Raw genomic sequence first — 17,128 nt, 5'->3', positions numbered from 1 at the left:
TATTGCTTGCGATGTGGAGAACGAAAGCCGGAAGAGAAATCTTGCTGCCACGATGATGGCTGCTTTGATTGCGGCCCATGCACTTGTTCCAATGTATGACCCTAGCCCACTCAATTGAGTGGGCTTTTTTTTATGCCCGCATTCACCTATAAGTGAGAGCACCTAGCGAGAATGAAAAGGTGCGCTGCATGGAATTTCCGGCGCCCAGAGGGTGAGGGACAATGAAGCTCAAAAAGGCCTGGCTCATCACATTGGATGACGGGTACGAATACATTGTGTTCGGCCGATTCACAACCGATGCTCTGAATTGGGCGAAGAAGCGCAATTACAAAATCACGCGAATCAAATTGCTTCTCCCAAATTGATTCACCCATATGGGTGATACCTACCCCTAACGGGTGAAGCGTGACTTTCGCGCCTCTATCCGACTTTCGTGCAAAATCGGACATTTACACCCCCATGTCAACATCCCTGGACCTCACAGACAGACCGACTGAAAGGAGTGTCAGTCTGACTGTGAGTCCGATGACTTTTACAGTTGATCAAGCTCTGACCTGCGACTTTTACACTTTTCCAAAATGACAACGGGTAGGGTAGACTACCCGTTGACACCCTTACGAGATACCCGGAGAATGGACATATAGTGCACACCGGCCATGGGTCCGGCTCAGTTTCAACTTTGACAGGGAGGTGATTTCAAATGGCAACGCCCTCACAAATCGCTTTGTCCAACCAAAGCCTTGTGTTTGAAATGTTTGACGAAAGTGAAAAGCTCACCATTCGCGAGGCAACTGATCGGGTGAACGTAAAACTTCGGGAACTTCAGCAGCCAACTTTGAGTGAGCAAACGGTTCGTCGAGCTATCACCGGTTTGGTGAAAAGTGGCTTCCTGCGTGAATATGGGAAGCAGCACAATGCAATGCTCTATGGACGATTGAGCGCAAGTTGGGCCGCTTCAGAAGAAGGTCAGCCGCTTGTTCCGCTGGCTGGAAATTTGGTGAGCGTGCCTGATTTTCTGCGCCTCATGGTAGACGAGGAAGCTGAGCCGTATCCGTTCATTGTCAAAGTGAAGCCTGAGAATTGGGCGATCACTGATGAATTCCAGCGCAAGCTTCGCAAGCGCATGGCGCACGTAATTCTGAACACGTCGCCTGGCTACAGCGACGCTCTGGAAACTCAGCGAAACTTTCTCAACAACCACATCACTGAATTGCGACACATGATTCAGGTGATGGAGAGTTTTCTCGATAGCCCAATTTGGTACGCTCAATACAGGGATCGCATGGCGTACGAAGTTCGACGTACGCAAGAAAAGAATCCTGAGCTTTTCAAGCTGGCTGTGGAATATGTTACCGGAGGAGATAAGTGAGCGACGAAACCAACACAACCAACATCGACAAACTTAACGAGGGAATCAATTGCGCATGTAACCCAAATGAGGGCGTGGTGTGCACGTTCCATTACGATCTGGACAAGCACATCATTGAGGCCGCCCTTTCCGTTAAGGATGTTCACTCGAACGAGTGAACCCTAAGTTTCACCCTACTGATCTAGTGGCCTGGTTTGGTAGGGTGAAAAGTCACCCCCCACGTTCATGTCACAACTCACGAACCTAAGGCGGTTAAAAGTGACTGAACTTTCTGACAATAAGGTGTCGGTGGGCACGACAAGCATTTCGCTTGCGAAGCCCACTAATTTTGCGGTCAATGCAATTCAGCCCGGCCGGTCAAAGTGGTTCGAGGCTCACATTCACGAAATGAGCATGCAGGTTCTCAAGCGGCACCTGATCGAATACGAAAACATGCTCAACTCTTACCGTGAGGGCAATCTCCCACTGACGGTTTCTGACCGCATGGAAATTGACGCTATCGTCACTCTGCTTCAGGACCGGCTTGACGAAATCATGCCGAAGATGCCTGCGGACATTGCCGACCACGATTCTACACGCGGCTGGCGTACGGCCTTGGATTGGCCTGCGCATCTTCCCCAGCACACGCTGAAGATTCACTACCATTTCTGTGAGCTTCTTACGGCGTGGAACCTCAATCCCAATCGACGTGACACGTCGACGGTTACGATCGATGAGAGCGCTGAAGCCCTGGGTATCACGCGTTTCGTGTTCTGCTCCAATAAGGGCAGGGATGATTTCCTCGATTTCTTCAGCCTCGATGACTTTGTCGTTCGACTTTGGGACGACGGCACTTACGCGTGGCTTGAGCTGACCAACAAGTTCAATAAGGCGGAAGCAGAGCAATTCCTCACTACGCTGCGTGAGTGCGTGAACATGCTCTCTGTCATTCAGGAGGAACGTAATCGCGCCATAAGGAATGACAATGGAAAGATCGGCTACGTCTTGGTCGAGCATTTCACCTCACGCGAATTCGACGTCCTACTCCGAATTAAGCAGGCGCGATCCATGCTCGGAATGGGGGTTGAATCTCGTGGAGGAAAGTAGTGGGGCGGGGCAAGCATCGGAAGCCGAAATCGAGGTCAGAAAAGCGAAGCGGCGAACGAGTCATTTCAATCGTGCCATTCGGACGCAAAGTTTTTTCGCGAGTGTTCGTGCTGGTCGCGTTTCTGCTTGGCGCTTGCATGATTGGTTTCGCGGTTCGTGATGTGCACGTTGAGATAACAATGGAGCCATGATGCGATGCGCAAGCTGTAAGGAAAAGGTCAGGTTCGATTCGCGGCGTCACAAGTGGGTTCACGGAAACGGTAAGCCCGCAGCGATTGTCATTTCGAGCTAGCCTTTGAAGGGACGGGCATCTAGCAAAATGTTAGGTGCCCGGCCTTGAAAGACTAGACGAGGAGGGGAAAGTAAGTGACTGACGAAAACGAAGAGCCTTGCTGCGCAGGTCAATTGATGATGGGTGAATGCGATTCGAGCTGCGAGAACTTTATCAGCGAGGCTGACCTAGGGGGATGACATGGAAACTTGCGAGCGTACCGGCTGCAATAGAAAGCCATTCGCCTCCAAGGATCAATTCTGGTTCTGCTGCATTGGATGCCAGAACGGAAATGAGCACACGGTAAGGTGTGATCAGCGTCAGGAAATGTTGCCTGCCATTTGGTTGGACGACGATTATGCGGACGCCGTCCTGGTTAAGTACAACGGAAAGGACCAGACTCTAGACATTGGTCCTAACAATTACACCAAGACTGAAGCGTTGAAGCTTCGCGACTTCATCAATGCACATTTCGAGGATGATGAATGAACGTTGAGCAGGTCGTCGAAATGATCGACGCGATTACCGAGGGTCGGGATTACGAATTGGACGTGCCCGTACTCGTCGAAGAAGATTCACTTACCCTAAAGTTCAATGAGGATGAAATCTCGATCCTCGGTTCACTAGGTTTCGCCACTGCGATTCGCGACACCCGCACGGCTCGTGAAATCTGCGCCGCTCTTCTCACGTGGGCGGATCGTAAGGACGGAAAGCCTCACTACAACGTTTTCAACACGACCGAAAAGCTCGACTACCAGAACGTCACCGACCCCACAAAGGAGGGCGAGTAATTTGTTCGAGTACCATCTACATGGTGTAGAGGATGGTGATGGGCCACCTTTCACACATAGTGGGGTGACAGCTGACTTTCTGGAACTTTGCTGCCAGATAGCAAAGTGCTTCAGTACTGAAATCGCAGGTAGGTTTGTTCAGGCTTTGCTCGATAAGCATAACGACAAGCTTGATTTCCTGCGGATTGACGCTGGCTGGAATTTCGAGGGTGAGTTTGCTGAGTTTCCCACCCCCGAAAGTTCGTTCATTATCAAGCGCATCGAACTGAGAAAGGTTGCCTAGGCGTGTCAGATGAAATGTGGGTAGACAGTATTTCAGGTCCGCCGAGAAGGGTTTTCGCCAGCACGGATCCTGATCCTGAGCCGGATCCGACGTGGCCGACAGTCATCTACATTCTCCCTAATGGGGATGTAGTCGCACGCCGTGAAAGGCCGCAGCCCCCCGAGTGCGTTCCTTTCGCGTCGACTCATTTGGCGCAGCGCAGTGAAATGGTCCTGCGCATCTGGCCGAAGACGGATGAGCACGAATTCCGCTTCGAGATTCTGAAGCGACGCGTCCCGCTCGATGTTCTCCTGAAGCAGATTGTTGCTGGGTTTGTCATGGAGGACGACCCGGAAATGTCGGCTAAGCTCAAGTACCTGATGGGGCACTAAATGAGTGACGAGTGGGCAACAATCGAGGTCACCGCAAACGAGGGCGAAGACAACTTCGGCTCGATTCACATTCCGGCGCGACTTTTCGATGAAGCGCAAAGCGTCGGTAGTTGCACGGTGACGTGGGGGGAGGAGGGGAATCACATTACCCTAAACTTCGCTCACTTTGATGGGCTTGAAATTCGCATCACAAAGAACTGACCTCAAACACCAGGCTGGGGTGAACCCTACAGAATAGCACACGCTTCGCGTGCGCCTTTCTTACAGGCGTCACCCCAGCCTTTGAGGCCAAAACAACGCGGAGGGGAAAAATGGAAAGTCACGACGCAGAATTCAGCAGCGCTTTCACGAGCGCCGAAAGCAAGGAGCCTGAAAAGGTCATGTTTCGGGTGTTCGTGAAGTACCGCAACAACGTAGCGAATGACGGGAGCAACGGTCATTCGTACATTGTGGAAGCAGTAAACGAAAACGACGCAGTCACTAAGGTGCTGGAATACGGTGACGCGCCAATCAATTTTGGCAGTATTCATGTCGAAGCCATGCACGATGTGACGATTGTCGCGTAAGGGGAAAACTAAATGCATATCAAGCCGCCGACGAGTCAGATCAACGTCGAGTTCTCCTGCGATGCGCGGGAGGCGGGAGAAATTGCCGCTGACGCAGCAAGGGTTTTTCACTCGGTGAACAGCGACACCTTTTCTGAGCCTTTCAAGAAGCTGCTCGAAGTTCTTTCCATGCTGGGGGATTAAAGTGCCCAGAAAGTTCTACGACGACACAAACCGAGACGACAGCCTTCCCGACGAAGAGCTTTGCCTTGATGAGGTTGAAATGTGGGATGGTCCTGGCGTTTGCATGCGGCGAAAGGGTCACGAGGTAGACGAAAGCAAGGAAGCCCACAGTAATCCTGAAAGCGAATTGCATCAGGAAGCTTTTGAAGGCTGGACGTGGAATGCAGTCGGAATCAGCTGACGAAGAAACTCACGAGGAGGATTGCGACTGCTTCTCTTGCGTGCCGTTTGACTGGGCGCGCGATTCCCCCGGCTATTGGAGGTGGTGAAAATGAATTACAACTACGACCTTGTGGCTTTCGGTGGCTGCGGTCTAGGAAACAAGCCGTGCGCTAATTGCGAAACAGAGCCGGTCGAAGACAAATCTGGTGAAGAAGGAGACCCGATGTTTTGCTCGGCTGAATGTCGGGCGGAATTTGAGGGCGTCGAGGACGAAAGCACGGCGCCGGAAAAGTTCAGCGAAAGCGATAGCGCAAGTTAAACTTTCGAGTGGTCGGACAACCCGGTAAGGAAAAGTGGCAGGGCGCATTTGAAGCAGGCTAGGACGGCAAATCTAAATGGCTGTTTCAAAGGGTTGGTTGGGCGCCTTCACTCTGCCAGGCTGCCACTTTTCACCCTCACCTCAAAACTAAGGAGAGGCCAAAATGATTGCTTACACCGGTGACGACATTCATCTTATGAGTCGACTGAACCGAGTTAAGACGCTTAATGGTAAGTCGCGGCTGCATCATTACTACGCTCAGAATGGTGTGCGTCGTTTGACGCCTGCGCAGAAGCGACGTGACCGTAAGAAGGTCAACAAGTTCATGAAGAACTGGCGTTAAGTAACAAGGCCCCGCATGCGGTGCAAATTGAAGCGGAAACCACCCCTCCCAACTTCATTTTGTTTCGGGTTCGACTCCCGACGGGGCCACTCCACGCTAAAAGAAAGGGTTCAAAGTGGCCTTGAACAAAGACGAAAAGGAACTTCTGGCGCTAGTTCGCTACTACCACACGCAGGTCCAAAAGAAGAAGGTGATTAGGCTCGTCGGAAAGCTTTTCAGTCAGTCGGGTGGGGGATTGGATGTGCCTGACATTTCGGCTGTCACCGGTATTCCCGAGCCTGAAGTTCGGGCGATGTTGAATGAGCATCTTGCGCCTAAGTCGAAGCCGAAGCTGAAGAAGTTTGAGCCGAGCGCTGAAAAGGTGAAGGCTGAAATTATGCAGCCTGACACTTTCCCTGAACTGGACGAACCGACTGGGCCCGAACTTCCTGAGCAGCCGAAGGAAATCAAGTTCGGCTCAATGCTGGCCGATCGCGTAGCGAAGGACATTTACCACAAGCACGTTGAACCGATGGCGCCTGGCATGCCGCTTCCTTCGGGGCGTGAATTGGCTGCTGAGTTTCAGTGCGGCAGCAGGTCAATTCGTGACGCTATCAAGATTCTTGTGGGCTACAATCTTATTAAGCCCATTAACCCGGACAATCTTCGCCTTGGTTATGAAGTCGCGTGAAAATTGAAGGCCTGACGAACGGTGAAAGGGAGCTTCTTTTCGCCGTTCGGACGGCACATCAAAACAAACAGCGAACGCCTCGACTGAAAGAATTTGAGCGGCTCGTTGTGAAGCTGGTGAAGCGTCGCAACATTTCACCCGGTGATGTGGCGGAACTTTTTGGCATCACAGTTGGTCGGGTGAATGGAATTGTACGGCGCAAAGGTTTCCTGTCCGAGTTCCTGTGAGGGTGTGGCGTAATGTTTCTGGTCTTTCAGAAGGAGCTTTCTAATGGGAAAGTCCATCTTCACGCAGAAGAAAGCTGGGACCATCTAAAGATTCAGCTCATCGATGACGATAGTTTCCCAACCGAAGAATGGGAAGCAGCCAGATACGCGTGGGAAAAACTTCGCGACGGTCACATCGTGAGCGACGGTACAAGCCTTTGGCAGCTCATTGAGCATTCTTACGAGGGCGCTCAATTTTCTCTCTTCGAGGGAAGTGTTGTGCTTTTGAGCGAGATTGACCCGATTTTTGACTAGCTAGTAAAACATCGGGCGCGACCTTGACAAATGGTGGTAGGCTCACGAAAAGGTAGGCTCAGCCGACGAAGGAGGTTGGGCCTGCCGGTGAGCCTACCAAGCCACCATTTGTCAGGGGAGTGGGGACCCGATGTTTTACGGAGGGAAGTGAAATGAAGTTCAAGAGGGGTCACAGGGTCCGTTACATTGGCGGCCGAATTCCAGCAACGGTTGTCAGCATTGACGATACGGCAAAGCGGGCAAATATTCGGTACGACAATGAGACTTATGAGGTAGAGGACGATTGGTATTACGAGGACGAGCTAGTGTTTTATGAGAAGGAGATGCACCCTGGAGACATTTTCTCCAGCGACAGCATGGACATGGTTCGTGTGGTAGGTTTCGGGGATGACAATATTCTCTGGGAGTACATTGGTACTCACGGAACGCACATGACAAGCAAGGATAACTTTCTAACGAATTTCCCCAACAAGACAACCTGCGGTCTCAAGGCTGAATCGGAGTAGTTTTCAAAATGGCCGACGAACTCGACATGTCCGCGTTTGAGGCACAGTTCGATCCTGAGCCCGAGGGACCCTGGACATTCTACGCCAAGTTTTCGAGCTTGATGTCGAACGAGGATTTCGAGCGTTTGGCTTTCCTGAGGGATGCAATTGCTGATCTCAACGAAATGGGCGACATTCGAAAGCTCATTGGGTACGACCTTGAATTTGGTCGGCTTGAAGTCCAGGACGTTTTGGATCGCGTTCGCGCTGTCATCAATGCTTTGCGCGTGCTAGAAAGTGTTCTGCTCAATCGGCGACGGCCAATTGACGAAAAGATCGCTCACAACGATCAACTTATCCGTGAGGACAGAAAGAAAAAGGAAGCTTACGAACGTGAGCTAGCTAGACTTTTGGAAGAGCTGGCTTCGCGTAGGCGGCTTCAACTCGAAAGAGAGCGCCTCACAAATCTGGCGGAAGATTACCCTTGGCGAAGGGGTGTTGACGGAAAGAAGGCCCTTCCTCACCAGGTTGAGGGCGCATTTCGTCTGGTGTCGGCAGAACGTGCATTGCTTGGCGACAAGCCGGGTCTCGGTAAAACGCTTCAGGCAATCATGACGATCGACATGCTGCGTGCAACAGGGAAGGGCAAGAAGGTTCTCATTTTCACGCCCAAGCCTGTCATTGCAGATTTCAAGCGGGCTTTCGAGCGCTGGACTAACAAAACTTTCGTGCATGTTCTGAATCAAGCCGTCAAGGGCGTAAGTATCAAGACGGAGATTCTTGAAGTTATCCGTCACATGCCTGAGGCTATCGTCATTACCAACTATGAGGTGTGGCGAAAGGATCGAACGATCCTTGAAAAGCTCAAGGACTGCGCTTTCGACACCGTGATTTTTGATGAGGCGCATGTCCTAAAGGGCGCCAAATCAAAGACGACGCAGGACATTCAGGAACTTGTTTACGCCGAGAATCTTTGCCCGAAGTGCGGCAGTCAGGATTTCGTAAGCACTGTCTACGGCACATTGTGCAAGCAGTGCGAGCATCGCCCTGATGAATTTGGCGAGTTCTGCTCGGTGAAGAATGTGTATCCTATGACGGGTACGCCAATCCTGAATAAGCCTCAGGAACTTTGGCCGCTGCTTCACATGATCGACCGTGTCGGTTTTCCGTCGGAGAAGGATTTCCTCGACGACTACTGCGAAAAGCGATACGACTACGAAAACGAGCGCTGGTACTACACTTTTGGTTCGGGTGGTTCCGAGCGACTTTTGAAGAAGCTCGGCATGAAGTACACGGCGCGTACGCGTGATAGTGCTGGCGTGAAAATGCCGCCGCAGGAAGTCAAGCACCATTGGCTTGAGCTGGATCCGGAAAAGTATCCGCGCCAAAGCAATTTCATTCAGCAGCTGCGCGATAGGGCTCGACTCGCTTTCTCCGAGACCGAGCAAATGACGACTGACGCCATTCTTGCTTGGTATACGCGAATGCGTCAGGCCGCCTCATGGCCGGATGGAATTCGAATCCTTGGCTGCAATCACGATCCGGTTTGTACGGATGAATTGGGGCTGCCCGGGGTCTGCATTAAGCCGTCTGTTGTTTTCCCGAAGCCGGGGACTCCGCCAATTGGTGAGTCGGTAATGATGGACGCGGCCGAGGAAATTGTTTCTGAGGCTGTTGAAGAGGGCGACAGAATTGTCGTCTTTTCGATGTACCGTCCCGTGATTGAGGAATTGGAGCGCCGCGCCAAGGAAAAGAATCTCAGGGTCGGTAAGATTTACGGTGGCGTTCCGGACAAGCTCCGTCAGGAATACATCGACGATTTCAACACCAACCACACAAAGGTTGGCGAGCATAAGTACGACGTGCTCATTTGCCAGTATCAAACGGCGAGCGTCGGCCTGAACCTTAACGGTGCGCAGCAGGTTCTATGCATTGAGCGGGAATGGAATCCAGGCAAGGAAGAGCAGACGTTTGACCGTGTGCGTCGAATTGACTCAGAGTACGAGTCGATTGTGCACGTCCTCCATTGCGCTGGCACAGCAACAGAACTTATCGACGCCATCATTGACCAGAAGGAAAGAATGCTCAAGGGCTTCGAGGATGACGTGAATCTGGTAGAGGCTATGCGAAAGTTCCTGGAGGGTTAAATGTTTGTGTATCAGGATGGCAGAAAAGTATGCGCAATCCATCCTGATACACCTATAACCAAAAGGCCAGTCCGCTTCAAAAAAGGCTGGCGCGCCGCCGATGGATGCGAAACGTGCGACAAGTTGGTTGAAGAACTCCGCAAAACTAACGTGACGAAAGACAGGTACATAAAGTGAGCGACATTCATTCCACCGAAGAAGCATATGAGCGCATTGCCGAGGCGCTAAATTATCTCGAAGGGCATGGCGCTGAAATTATGGACGTTTCCGTTTACGGAGCAATTGACGGCCAGGTTCACAGAGTTTTGAAGGACCTTGATTCTGGAAAGTGGTTCGTAAATAAGTACCCGCAGCGAATTCGAGAAAGTTAGAAGCTTTTACCTTTGATCACCTAGCGTACTGGTGGCCGGTGCGCAAGGTGACTACTCTGGCCGAGTGATCTACTCCGCTTGACTTCTGTCTGGTTTCTGACGGTCTGACAGGCTTGTCAGGGGTTTCTATAGGCACTCGGTAGGCTATACTGATGGTGAGCGGCTGAGGGGTGCGTGAGTCCCTGAAGTTGCTTCCCCCTATGTTCCCGCCAGTCGCTTTTCAGACACCTTTCGGCGCTGGCGGGAAAAAGGGGAAAACCTAAGTTAGCGGCTGTTTTTGGCAAGTGCGAGCGCGGGTTGAAATTGGGAAGGCCACCCCGATTTCCCCACGCTGGAAGTTTCAGGTTCGCCCTCGATCCTGAAAATTTCAGCAAGCGTGTCGCAGACTCCCAAAGGCAGCCGCTAATTTTTGTATCGGGACATATAGGGGGCGTGGCCAAATGGACGAAGCGCAAATCGAAAAGCTTCAGTGGATCACTTTTAACATTTCCTTGCTCTGGCGAGTCGTCACCATTCTTTCTGCATCTGCTTCAATTGCTTGGTTCGTCATTGAGTCTTTCATGGGGGGGCTGTGAAATGACCACCTGGCTGGATTTTCGGACGGAGCCAATGAGTAAGGTGCCTGAGGTTCACATTGTTGCACCATCGTTTGGGGATTGCGGCTTTCTCGTCGATTGTTGGGACCTCAAGTGCGGTTTCAATGACGTGGTGAACACAAAGGAAGAGGCTGAGGAATTGAAGACTCAGCATGAAGAGTGGCACGAGGATGGAATGCCGGAATGACAAAGTACCCCATCATTGAAATCAAGAAGAAGCGAGCCCTGATTTATCGTGGGTTCGTAATCTTTAGGGCCAAGCCAAATGGTGGCCCATATCTGAAGCATGAGGCGAAGTGGTGGAAGGGGATCAATGGCTGTATGATTCAATTCCGCAATACTCGTATCACCTTTCTTTTTAGGCGTCGCAGCCTGAAGGGTTAGTCAAGCGTAAAGAGGAGGATTTTGAAGTGCATCGCTCACCTTCTAGGGCTCACGTGGGAATGTCGGGATCCGGAATCATGCACGGAGGACGATTCTGATGGACGCAGTGAGCCTACTCTTTCTGATTCTGTTTTGGGGGATAGTTTTGTTCCTGATTCTGAAACGGAGGAAGAAGGGGAAGTAGAGCGACAAACTTACAAAGATGACTCCACTTTGCGCGATCAGCAAAGTACCGGTCGAAAGCGTGCCGCACGTTGGTACCCGCTAGACGACACAAAACTTTGCGAGTGGGCAGGTAAGAAGAATTGTGGTGGTGGGAAGCATCCAATTACCGGCTGCGTAAACAATTTGCAGCAGGCCCGCCACCACGGCCCAGATAAAAACACGCTCAACAATGAGCAGGGAAATGTTCACCGCATTTGCCACTCGTGCCACAATCGTTGGCACACTTTGAACGATCCTGATTACGTTTGGAATGACGTCTACAACCCGCATTCACCAGTTGAGGCGGAGCTGGACGATTTCGTAAAGAGCGAACAGTTCTGGGAGGGAAGAAAGGTTGTCAAGGCAAAAGACTGAATGCGCGAAGAGTCCAATTCCAAGTAAGAGGTTTGCTGAAGAAATCGCTAAGAGTCTTTCAGAGAAGTATGGTAGGCGATTTCGCGTTTACCCCTGCGCTTTCCATAAGGCTTGGCACACGACAAAAAGAATTGGAAGTGAGTCGTCCAAAGGGAACCCGGAAACAATCAGGTTTAATAAGCTGAAGAATCTGCGCCGCAAGCGCCTCCCGCTCGAAACTTGGGAGAATGAAGGCGGCGCCATTCACCCGAACGGAGATTAAAAATGGATCAGGACGTCATGTCGGAGTTCCTTTTGATTTGCACAAACGAGGGAATTCTTGAAATTGCTCACGAAGCTTGCGGTAAGCGCGTGAGGGATAGGAAGCAACGTATTGAGACCCCTATCAATTTGGCTGAGGCGTATCGAGCGGCTCAGAGGCACATTGATGGTGGTTGTTCTACCTGGGAAAGCTATTAGTTCACCCGAACGGGTGACGAAATATGATAGCCCTGTAACAGAACCATGGATAAATCGTGATGATCGTTTCAGAACCCCTTTTCCGGTTACGCGCACCCTGTCACAATAGGGTGCGATGGAAGGGGACGAGAAATGCAACGCGGGGATGTCAAAGTTAATCGACACGAAAGAAGGATTCGGCATCTCAAAGCCGTTTCAGATCTTATCGAAACATTGATTGCTGATGAAGTTCGCATCGCAACTTCAAAGCCCGAAGATGACCCCACGCGACTTTCGTGGAACGACATAGCTCGCATCTTTGAAAAGTCGAAGACGGCGGTTTACACAAAGTACGGAGCAAAAAAGTGAGCAATGGAGGGATTGAGCTTGAAAAGCTTGCAGCTCAAATCGCTGCTCTTGAAAGTGACCGAGATCAATTGAAGGAACTCATTAGAGAAACGATGGACATGAACAACAATCAAGTTTCCCTTGTACAACTTTGGGAAGTTGTTCAGGTCCTCGCAAAGTGGGCAAATGGTGACGACTAGCCCAAAGCGCCTAACCCTGGAGGAACGCCTACAAGTCGCCTGCTATCACTCATCTGGCTCAAAGCATCCCCTATGGGTGGTAGACCCGGAGCATGGGCATCCTGTATGCTCTTACTGTGGCAAACCCTCACCGAGTTTCGTCCTGAGAACTTGCTATGTATGTGGCGATGAATTCACGATAAAACTCGATGCAAATTGGCTCTCAAAATACTTTGTCGTCGATGACAAAGTCTATGAGCGCGAATTTGTTTGTGGCAAGCCAGCCTGCTTCTAATTGAAACCCTGTGGCCGGGAATTTCATTTAGTGGCAAAACTCACGATGTGCTATTGTTGTGGCCAGCGATAGCACGTGCACAACAAACGAAAAGGTGTCGACATGTCGCATCAAATTGGCGTGTCCAACACTGAAGCTTCTAACGCCGACTCGTGTGAATTGGCGTGGGGTTTCGGTTTTCATCCGGACATGAATTTCCAGCTGCGTGATATGGGTGAAGCCCGTGTGCGCGGAATCATTGGGCACGAAGCTCTGGAGATTTTCTACAAGAGTCTTCAGCAGGGAGAAAGTTACGACGTCTCCAAGGCGAATGCCCTCGCCCACATTCAGCAGCTGCGGGTAAAGGAATTGCTGGCTGGCGAATTCGCGGATCTCAAGCGAATCACCATCCTCAATTACCTGTACGACATTCTCAAGCTCTACTTTGAGACCAATCGGTCGGACGTAGAGAATTGGGAAATTCTCGAAGTTGAGGGCTTTCACGCTCAGGAACAGACCGGTGAGGTTGATTTCTACCTCCCGAGTCGATTGGACTTGGTGGTCTACCACAAGCGTGGTCCATTTGCCGGTGAAACTTCCCCGGTTGACCACAAGTTCACGTATGACTTTTGGAATGAGTGGAAGCTGAAGCTCAACGCTCAATTCCCCCTCTACATTCTCGCCCTGCGTGCAACACGCTATGCCGGAAAGCCTGAGCCGGTCGTACGTCGCGTCATTGTGAATCAGTTCCGAACGCGAAAGCTGAAGGATCCTCAGGTTGAGGATTTGCTGAAGCGCGATGTTCAGGCTTACGAGTCTGATTTCATCGAGTCGGTTTTCGCAAACCACATGAAGAAGGCGGTTCGCCTCGCTTATTTGAAGCGACTTCCGTGGGATGAAGCGGTGACCGAAATGAAGGCATCGCTCGGTTCGATGAACTGTCAGTATTGTGACTTCAAGGAATTGTGTCTCGCTACTTTCGAGGGACGCGATCCGAAGAACGCGATTGACGCAATGTACAAGCGAAACGAATACGGCTATCCGCCACTTGAAGAGATCAGGCGCGAACGTGGCTGACAGAATCGTTTTCGACCTACCGCTCTGGTCTGCCGAGATTTACCATTCGGAACGCGGAACAGTCGGGGTCTGGAATCGAGTCTTCAATTTGGTAGAAGTTGAGGACGAGGAAGAAAACGAGAAGCAGGCCGTCAAGGAAGCCGTGAGACTTTTCGTAGACGATGGTTTGGACGCCATCACTATCTACCGAATCGAAGTCTCAAAACTAATGACTTTGGAGGGGGGCGAGGATGCCGACCTATCCTAAAGAGGATTTGCTGAAGTGGCTCGAAAAGAAGTCACGGAAGCCCGAGGAGATTACCGCTAAGGTAATTTCAATCTTCTCTGAAGCTGGCGTAGGCAAGACGGTTCTTGCCTGTCGACTCGGCAAGAGGGTTTGCCTGATCACGGATGAATTGCAGGGCTCTTCTTCCCTCGCAAATCACCCTGAGGTCCAAAAGAACGTCCGTGTGGTCCCGTGGCGAGATTGGGATTTCACGGCGCAGATCATTCCGGTGATCGAAGCAGGGGAGTTCCGTCATTACGATGGTGAACCCTTCGACGTGATTGTGCTCGACACAATCTCCGGAATGATCGCCGAAGAACTCCAGTCAATCGTAAAGACTGGAGCCGCAACTCAGCAAGGAAAGGTGTCCGCTGAAGTTGCTGGCCGCCCCGACTATCTTGTGTCGGAGCAAAGAATCATCCCCGTAATGAAGGCCATTGCAAATCTCGAAAGGTGCATGGTCGTCCTGTTGTCGCATCAGCGGCTAGGGGATAAGCTCACGCCCGGAGCAAATACGCGAATGGATGCGCACGCCGCAGCATTCCGAGTCATCAACAAATATGTCTCGGTAATGGCGTATCTCCGAATGGCCGGACCAAAAAAGCGTGAGCTAAAGGTGTTGCCGACAGGTGACGGTATCGCCGTGAAATCTCGGTACCATTTTCCGAGTGAAGTCGTTTCCGATGACGACTTTGTGGCCCACATCGAAAAGTGGAAGGAAAGCAAGTAAATGTCTGACGAGAACGAGATTGAGTTCGAGGGCGGCTTTTTCGAAGAGGCCGACGTCAAGGTCAACGACATTCCTGACGACCCGTTCGGTTTCGGCAACGACTTCTGGCCGATCTATGTTGTGGAGGTCGGCCCGGCAAAGCTGACCGCCAACAAGGACAAGGTCGGAATGATGGTGAAGTTTGCCATTGACCACCCCCGATTCGAGGGGAGCGCTTTTGCGGAGAAGCTCGGAAATGGTCACTGGTACCGTCTCCCGGTTCCGCTCGCCCTCCGTTCTCAGGTTCCGTGGGACCCGAATGGTGACCAGGAAAAGCGCACCCTGTTCCAGCTGAAGCAGCTTTACAGCGCGCTCGGATTCAAGGCTGACGAAATGCCGAAGGTCAACGGCGCAATGCTCGTCGGCCGAAAGATGATGGCGAAGATTAAGCCGGTTCAGGACGACATGGGCTTTTACCAGTTCCGTCTGAATTCGATGAAGCCGTACGTTCCGGATTCCGGTGACGGTGCAAGTGAATTCACCAAGTCGGGAACTTCCAACCCTTCGCCGCAGGATCTTCTGAAGGCGGAGCTTGAGGACTAAGTCCTCACCAAAATCGAGAGGGGGGAATTGTCCCCCCGGTTCCCCCCTCTCTTCTTTTCAAAATCTACCAGACGCAAAGGTGTGAAAGAAAATGACGAACATCATCCGTTTCGAAATCGCGACCGACGCTCCCTACAGCGAGGATGAGAAGGACGCTCTTCTTGAGGACTTTCTTGACTTCATGAAGGGTGCCGACGGCGACGTCATTGAGGGCACCGAGAGCGTAAAGATTGTTTCTAAGGATGACGCAAAGAAGCCCGTGATTTCGGACGAGCAGCGCAAGGAAATCATTGGCGAGTTTCTCGCTGACACCACCATTTCTGTTTCGGTGGTTCTTCAGGATGGCGACGGGCTTGTCGTCGGCAAGGCGAACTTCAACGACTAAAGTCTGACACCCCAAAGTCTGACCCCAGAACCAAATCCCGCGCCGACAATTGGTTCTGGGGTCACTCTTTTAGGTTCAGCCTTTCGGGTAAAAGAGGGGACCTGATTTGTTTGATGAGGAAATCCTGATGGGTTCAATTGGACCTGAAGATGAAGAAGACCCACAAGTCCCCTTCATTCCAGCGCCGTCACCGCCGGTAGATGACCAGATCATCGAAAAGGCGAAGCTGTCAAAGGAGGTGGGAAACCGAAAGACAATGTCATTCGTCGACGTTTTCGACGATGACGAGAAGCTTGAATTCATCATCCAGGATCTTTTGCCTACCACGGGCATGATGTATCTGGGGGGAATTTCTGGATCCGGAAAGACAATTCTCGCCACTCAGCTTTCCGTCGGCATTACTTTGGGTCAGCCAACAATGACGTGGCAATTTGGCGGCGGATGGCATGATCAAATGAACGTCGGCATGCTTTCACTTGAAATGGGCAAGAAGCAGCTTCAGCGTCGACTACACGACATGTACCCAAACCTTTCGGAAGAGGATCGAAAAGCTCTCGATGACAGGTTCACCGTTTATTGTGAACCTGAACCTTTCAAGCTTTGGGACCCAATCCACGCTGCGGAACTTGCTCGACTTATCAAGGCTCACAGCATCGACGTTTTGATGATTGACTCTGCTTCGGTAAGTTTTGGCGCCAGTCTTAAAGACGACGCTCAGGTAAACGAATCAACGCACAACTTGTACATGATTCGAAATCGCCTGGACGTCGCCATGATTGTGGTTGCACATACACGAAAGCCACCTGTGGGGATTGCGTCAAACCCGGAAGATGTGACCCTGAATGAACTGTTCGGTCATTCGGGAGTTGCGCAGACTGGTGACTCCATCATTATCATGATGGAGGATGAGAAGCAGCGAAAAGCGACAATCAAAAATGGAGAAGAAAAGAAGACCGAAAAGCTCGTTCACATCATCAATGCCAAGTCCCGCTTTGGTGCAAACGCTGGGGCCTTCAAGGCTCATTTGACTTCGAAGCACGACGTCGAAAATGGCGAACCTCTTATGTTCCGTCGCAACGCCATTCCGATTGAAATGACGGAAGAGGCGCGGCGCGAAATCAACAAGAAGCTGAAGCGTGATGATGTTCTCGCCGAGGCGTTCAGGGATATTTCATTGGATGGTGACGAATAATGCCACCACAACACCTCCTCTTTCTCGAACTAGACGAAATGATGAGTCTACAAATCTTGACCAAAATGTTGGTCGAGGCGAAAGGGGAGGTTCCACCTGTCCTGGAAAAGCTTCCGCTTTCG

At 51.3% G+C, this 17,128-nt stretch carries 26 protein-coding genes; all 26 read left to right on the top strand.

All coding sequences use genetic code 11. From position 1 onward, the window contains the following. Positions 1-700 precede the first annotated feature (700 nt). The 26 genes from IE308_RS36585 (at position 701) to IE308_RS36465 (ending at position 17,006) form a co-directional block, all read left to right on the top strand. Positions 701-1,369 (top strand): hypothetical protein, encoded by a 669-nt coding sequence (locus IE308_RS36585; RefSeq protein ID WP_190221207.1) that lies wholly within the window; start codon positions 701-703, stop codon positions 1,367-1,369. Continuing rightward, on the top strand, positions 1,366-1,527 hold the full coding sequence (locus IE308_RS36580) for a hypothetical protein (protein WP_190221206.1): 162 nt from the start codon (positions 1,366-1,368) through the stop codon (positions 1,525-1,527). Before IE308_RS36585 ends, IE308_RS36580 begins: the two co-directional genes overlap by 4 nt. A 100-nt stretch (positions 1,528-1,627) precedes the next feature. Next, positions 1,628-2,455 carry a hypothetical protein gene (locus IE308_RS36575; RefSeq protein ID WP_190221205.1) on the top strand — a complete coding sequence of 276 codons (828 nt, stop codon included), beginning with the start codon at positions 1,628-1,630 and terminating at the stop codon, positions 2,453-2,455. Positions 2,456-3,211: 756 nt separating this feature from the next. Next, positions 3,212-3,517, top strand: coding sequence for a hypothetical protein (locus IE308_RS36570; RefSeq protein WP_190221204.1), 306 nt, complete (start codon positions 3,212-3,214; stop codon positions 3,515-3,517). A 64-nt stretch (positions 3,518-3,581) separates the two neighbouring features. Further along, a complete protein-coding gene (locus IE308_RS36565) occupies positions 3,582-3,800 on the top strand; it encodes a hypothetical protein (protein ID WP_190221203.1) in 219 nt (72 codons plus the stop codon). A 2-nt stretch (positions 3,801-3,802) separates the two neighbouring features. After that, entirely contained in the window at positions 3,803-4,171 is a 369-nt protein-coding gene (locus tag IE308_RS36560) for a hypothetical protein (protein WP_190221202.1), read from the top strand. After that, positions 4,172-4,372, top strand: coding sequence for a hypothetical protein (locus IE308_RS36555; protein WP_190221201.1), 201 nt, complete (start codon positions 4,172-4,174; stop codon positions 4,370-4,372). It abuts the gene before it with no gap. A 110-nt stretch (positions 4,373-4,482) separates the two neighbouring features. Then, entirely contained in the window at positions 4,483-4,737 is a 255-nt protein-coding gene (locus IE308_RS36550) for a hypothetical protein (RefSeq protein ID WP_190221200.1), read from the top strand. A 12-nt stretch (positions 4,738-4,749) separates the two neighbouring features. Beyond that, on the top strand, positions 4,750-4,920 hold the full coding sequence (locus tag IE308_RS36545; protein WP_190221199.1) for a hypothetical protein: 171 nt from the start codon (positions 4,750-4,752) through the stop codon (positions 4,918-4,920). Between the two features lie 310 nt (positions 4,921-5,230). After that, positions 5,231-5,440, top strand: a complete 210-nt coding sequence (locus IE308_RS36540; protein ID WP_190221198.1) for a hypothetical protein — start codon at positions 5,231-5,233, stop codon at positions 5,438-5,440. Between the two features lie 458 nt (positions 5,441-5,898). Next, positions 5,899-6,453: a GntR family transcriptional regulator gene (locus IE308_RS36535; RefSeq protein WP_190221197.1), complete on the top strand. Its 555-nt coding sequence runs from the start codon at positions 5,899-5,901 to the stop codon at positions 6,451-6,453. After that, positions 6,450-6,680, top strand: a complete 231-nt coding sequence (locus tag IE308_RS36530; protein WP_190221196.1) for a transposase family protein — start codon at positions 6,450-6,452, stop codon at positions 6,678-6,680. The genes IE308_RS36535 and IE308_RS36530 overlap by 4 nt, the downstream gene beginning before the upstream one ends. Positions 6,681-6,692: 12 nt before the next feature. After that, complete coding sequence (locus tag IE308_RS36525) at positions 6,693-6,974, top strand: hypothetical protein (RefSeq protein WP_190221195.1); 282 nt, start codon at positions 6,693-6,695, stop codon at positions 6,972-6,974. A gap of 152 nt (positions 6,975-7,126) precedes the next feature. Next, entirely contained in the window at positions 7,127-7,480 is a 354-nt protein-coding gene (locus tag IE308_RS36520; RefSeq protein ID WP_190221194.1) for a hypothetical protein, read from the top strand. A gap of 8 nt (positions 7,481-7,488) precedes the next feature. Continuing rightward, on the top strand, positions 7,489-9,606 hold the full coding sequence (locus IE308_RS36515) for a DEAD/DEAH box helicase (protein WP_190221193.1): 2,118 nt from the start codon (positions 7,489-7,491) through the stop codon (positions 9,604-9,606). A 173-nt stretch (positions 9,607-9,779) separates the two neighbouring features. Next, positions 9,780-9,977 (top strand): hypothetical protein, encoded by a 198-nt coding sequence (locus IE308_RS36510; RefSeq protein WP_190221192.1) that lies wholly within the window; start codon positions 9,780-9,782, stop codon positions 9,975-9,977. A gap of 440 nt (positions 9,978-10,417) precedes the next feature. Then, a complete protein-coding gene (locus IE308_RS37290) occupies positions 10,418-10,552 on the top strand; it encodes a hypothetical protein (protein ID WP_268256502.1) in 135 nt (44 codons plus the stop codon). Position 10,553: 1 nt separating this feature from the next. Next, positions 10,554-10,760 carry a hypothetical protein gene (locus tag IE308_RS36505; protein WP_190221191.1) on the top strand — a complete coding sequence of 69 codons (207 nt, stop codon included), beginning with the start codon at positions 10,554-10,556 and terminating at the stop codon, positions 10,758-10,760. Positions 10,761-10,978: 218 nt separating this feature from the next. After that, on the top strand, positions 10,979-11,536 hold the full coding sequence (locus IE308_RS36500; RefSeq protein ID WP_190221190.1) for a hypothetical protein: 558 nt from the start codon (positions 10,979-10,981) through the stop codon (positions 11,534-11,536). An 803-nt stretch (positions 11,537-12,339) separates the two neighbouring features. Continuing rightward, entirely contained in the window at positions 12,340-12,522 is a 183-nt protein-coding gene (locus IE308_RS36495) for a hypothetical protein (RefSeq protein WP_190221189.1), read from the top strand. 376 nt (positions 12,523-12,898) lie between these two features. After that, on the top strand, positions 12,899-13,852 hold the full coding sequence (locus IE308_RS36490) for a PD-(D/E)XK nuclease family protein (protein WP_190221188.1): 954 nt from the start codon (positions 12,899-12,901) through the stop codon (positions 13,850-13,852). Further along, entirely contained in the window at positions 13,845-14,099 is a 255-nt protein-coding gene (locus IE308_RS36485; RefSeq protein ID WP_190221187.1) for a hypothetical protein, read from the top strand. The genes IE308_RS36490 and IE308_RS36485 overlap by 8 nt, the downstream gene beginning before the upstream one ends. Next, on the top strand, positions 14,083-14,847 hold the full coding sequence (locus tag IE308_RS36480; RefSeq protein WP_190221186.1) for an AAA family ATPase: 765 nt from the start codon (positions 14,083-14,085) through the stop codon (positions 14,845-14,847). Before IE308_RS36485 ends, IE308_RS36480 begins: the two co-directional genes overlap by 17 nt. After that, the gene (locus tag IE308_RS36475; RefSeq protein ID WP_190221185.1) at positions 14,848-15,429 is read left to right on the top strand and encodes a hypothetical protein; all 582 of its coding nucleotides are present in this window, start codon (positions 14,848-14,850) and stop codon (positions 15,427-15,429) included. Between the two features lie 91 nt (positions 15,430-15,520). Next, complete coding sequence (locus tag IE308_RS36470) at positions 15,521-15,814, top strand: hypothetical protein (RefSeq protein ID WP_190221184.1); 294 nt, start codon at positions 15,521-15,523, stop codon at positions 15,812-15,814. A 106-nt stretch (positions 15,815-15,920) separates the two neighbouring features. Then, on the top strand, positions 15,921-17,006 hold the full coding sequence (locus IE308_RS36465; RefSeq protein ID WP_190221183.1) for an AAA family ATPase: 1,086 nt from the start codon (positions 15,921-15,923) through the stop codon (positions 17,004-17,006). Positions 17,007-17,128 lie beyond the last annotated feature (122 nt).

It is taken from the genome of Streptomyces griseosporeus (assembly GCF_014656055.1).
Classification (GTDB): domain Bacteria; phylum Actinomycetota; class Actinomycetes; order Streptomycetales; family Streptomycetaceae; genus Streptomyces; species Streptomyces griseosporeus.
The sequence above is the reverse complement of the archived record's forward strand: the minus strand, read 5'-3'. Positions and strand labels throughout refer to the sequence as shown.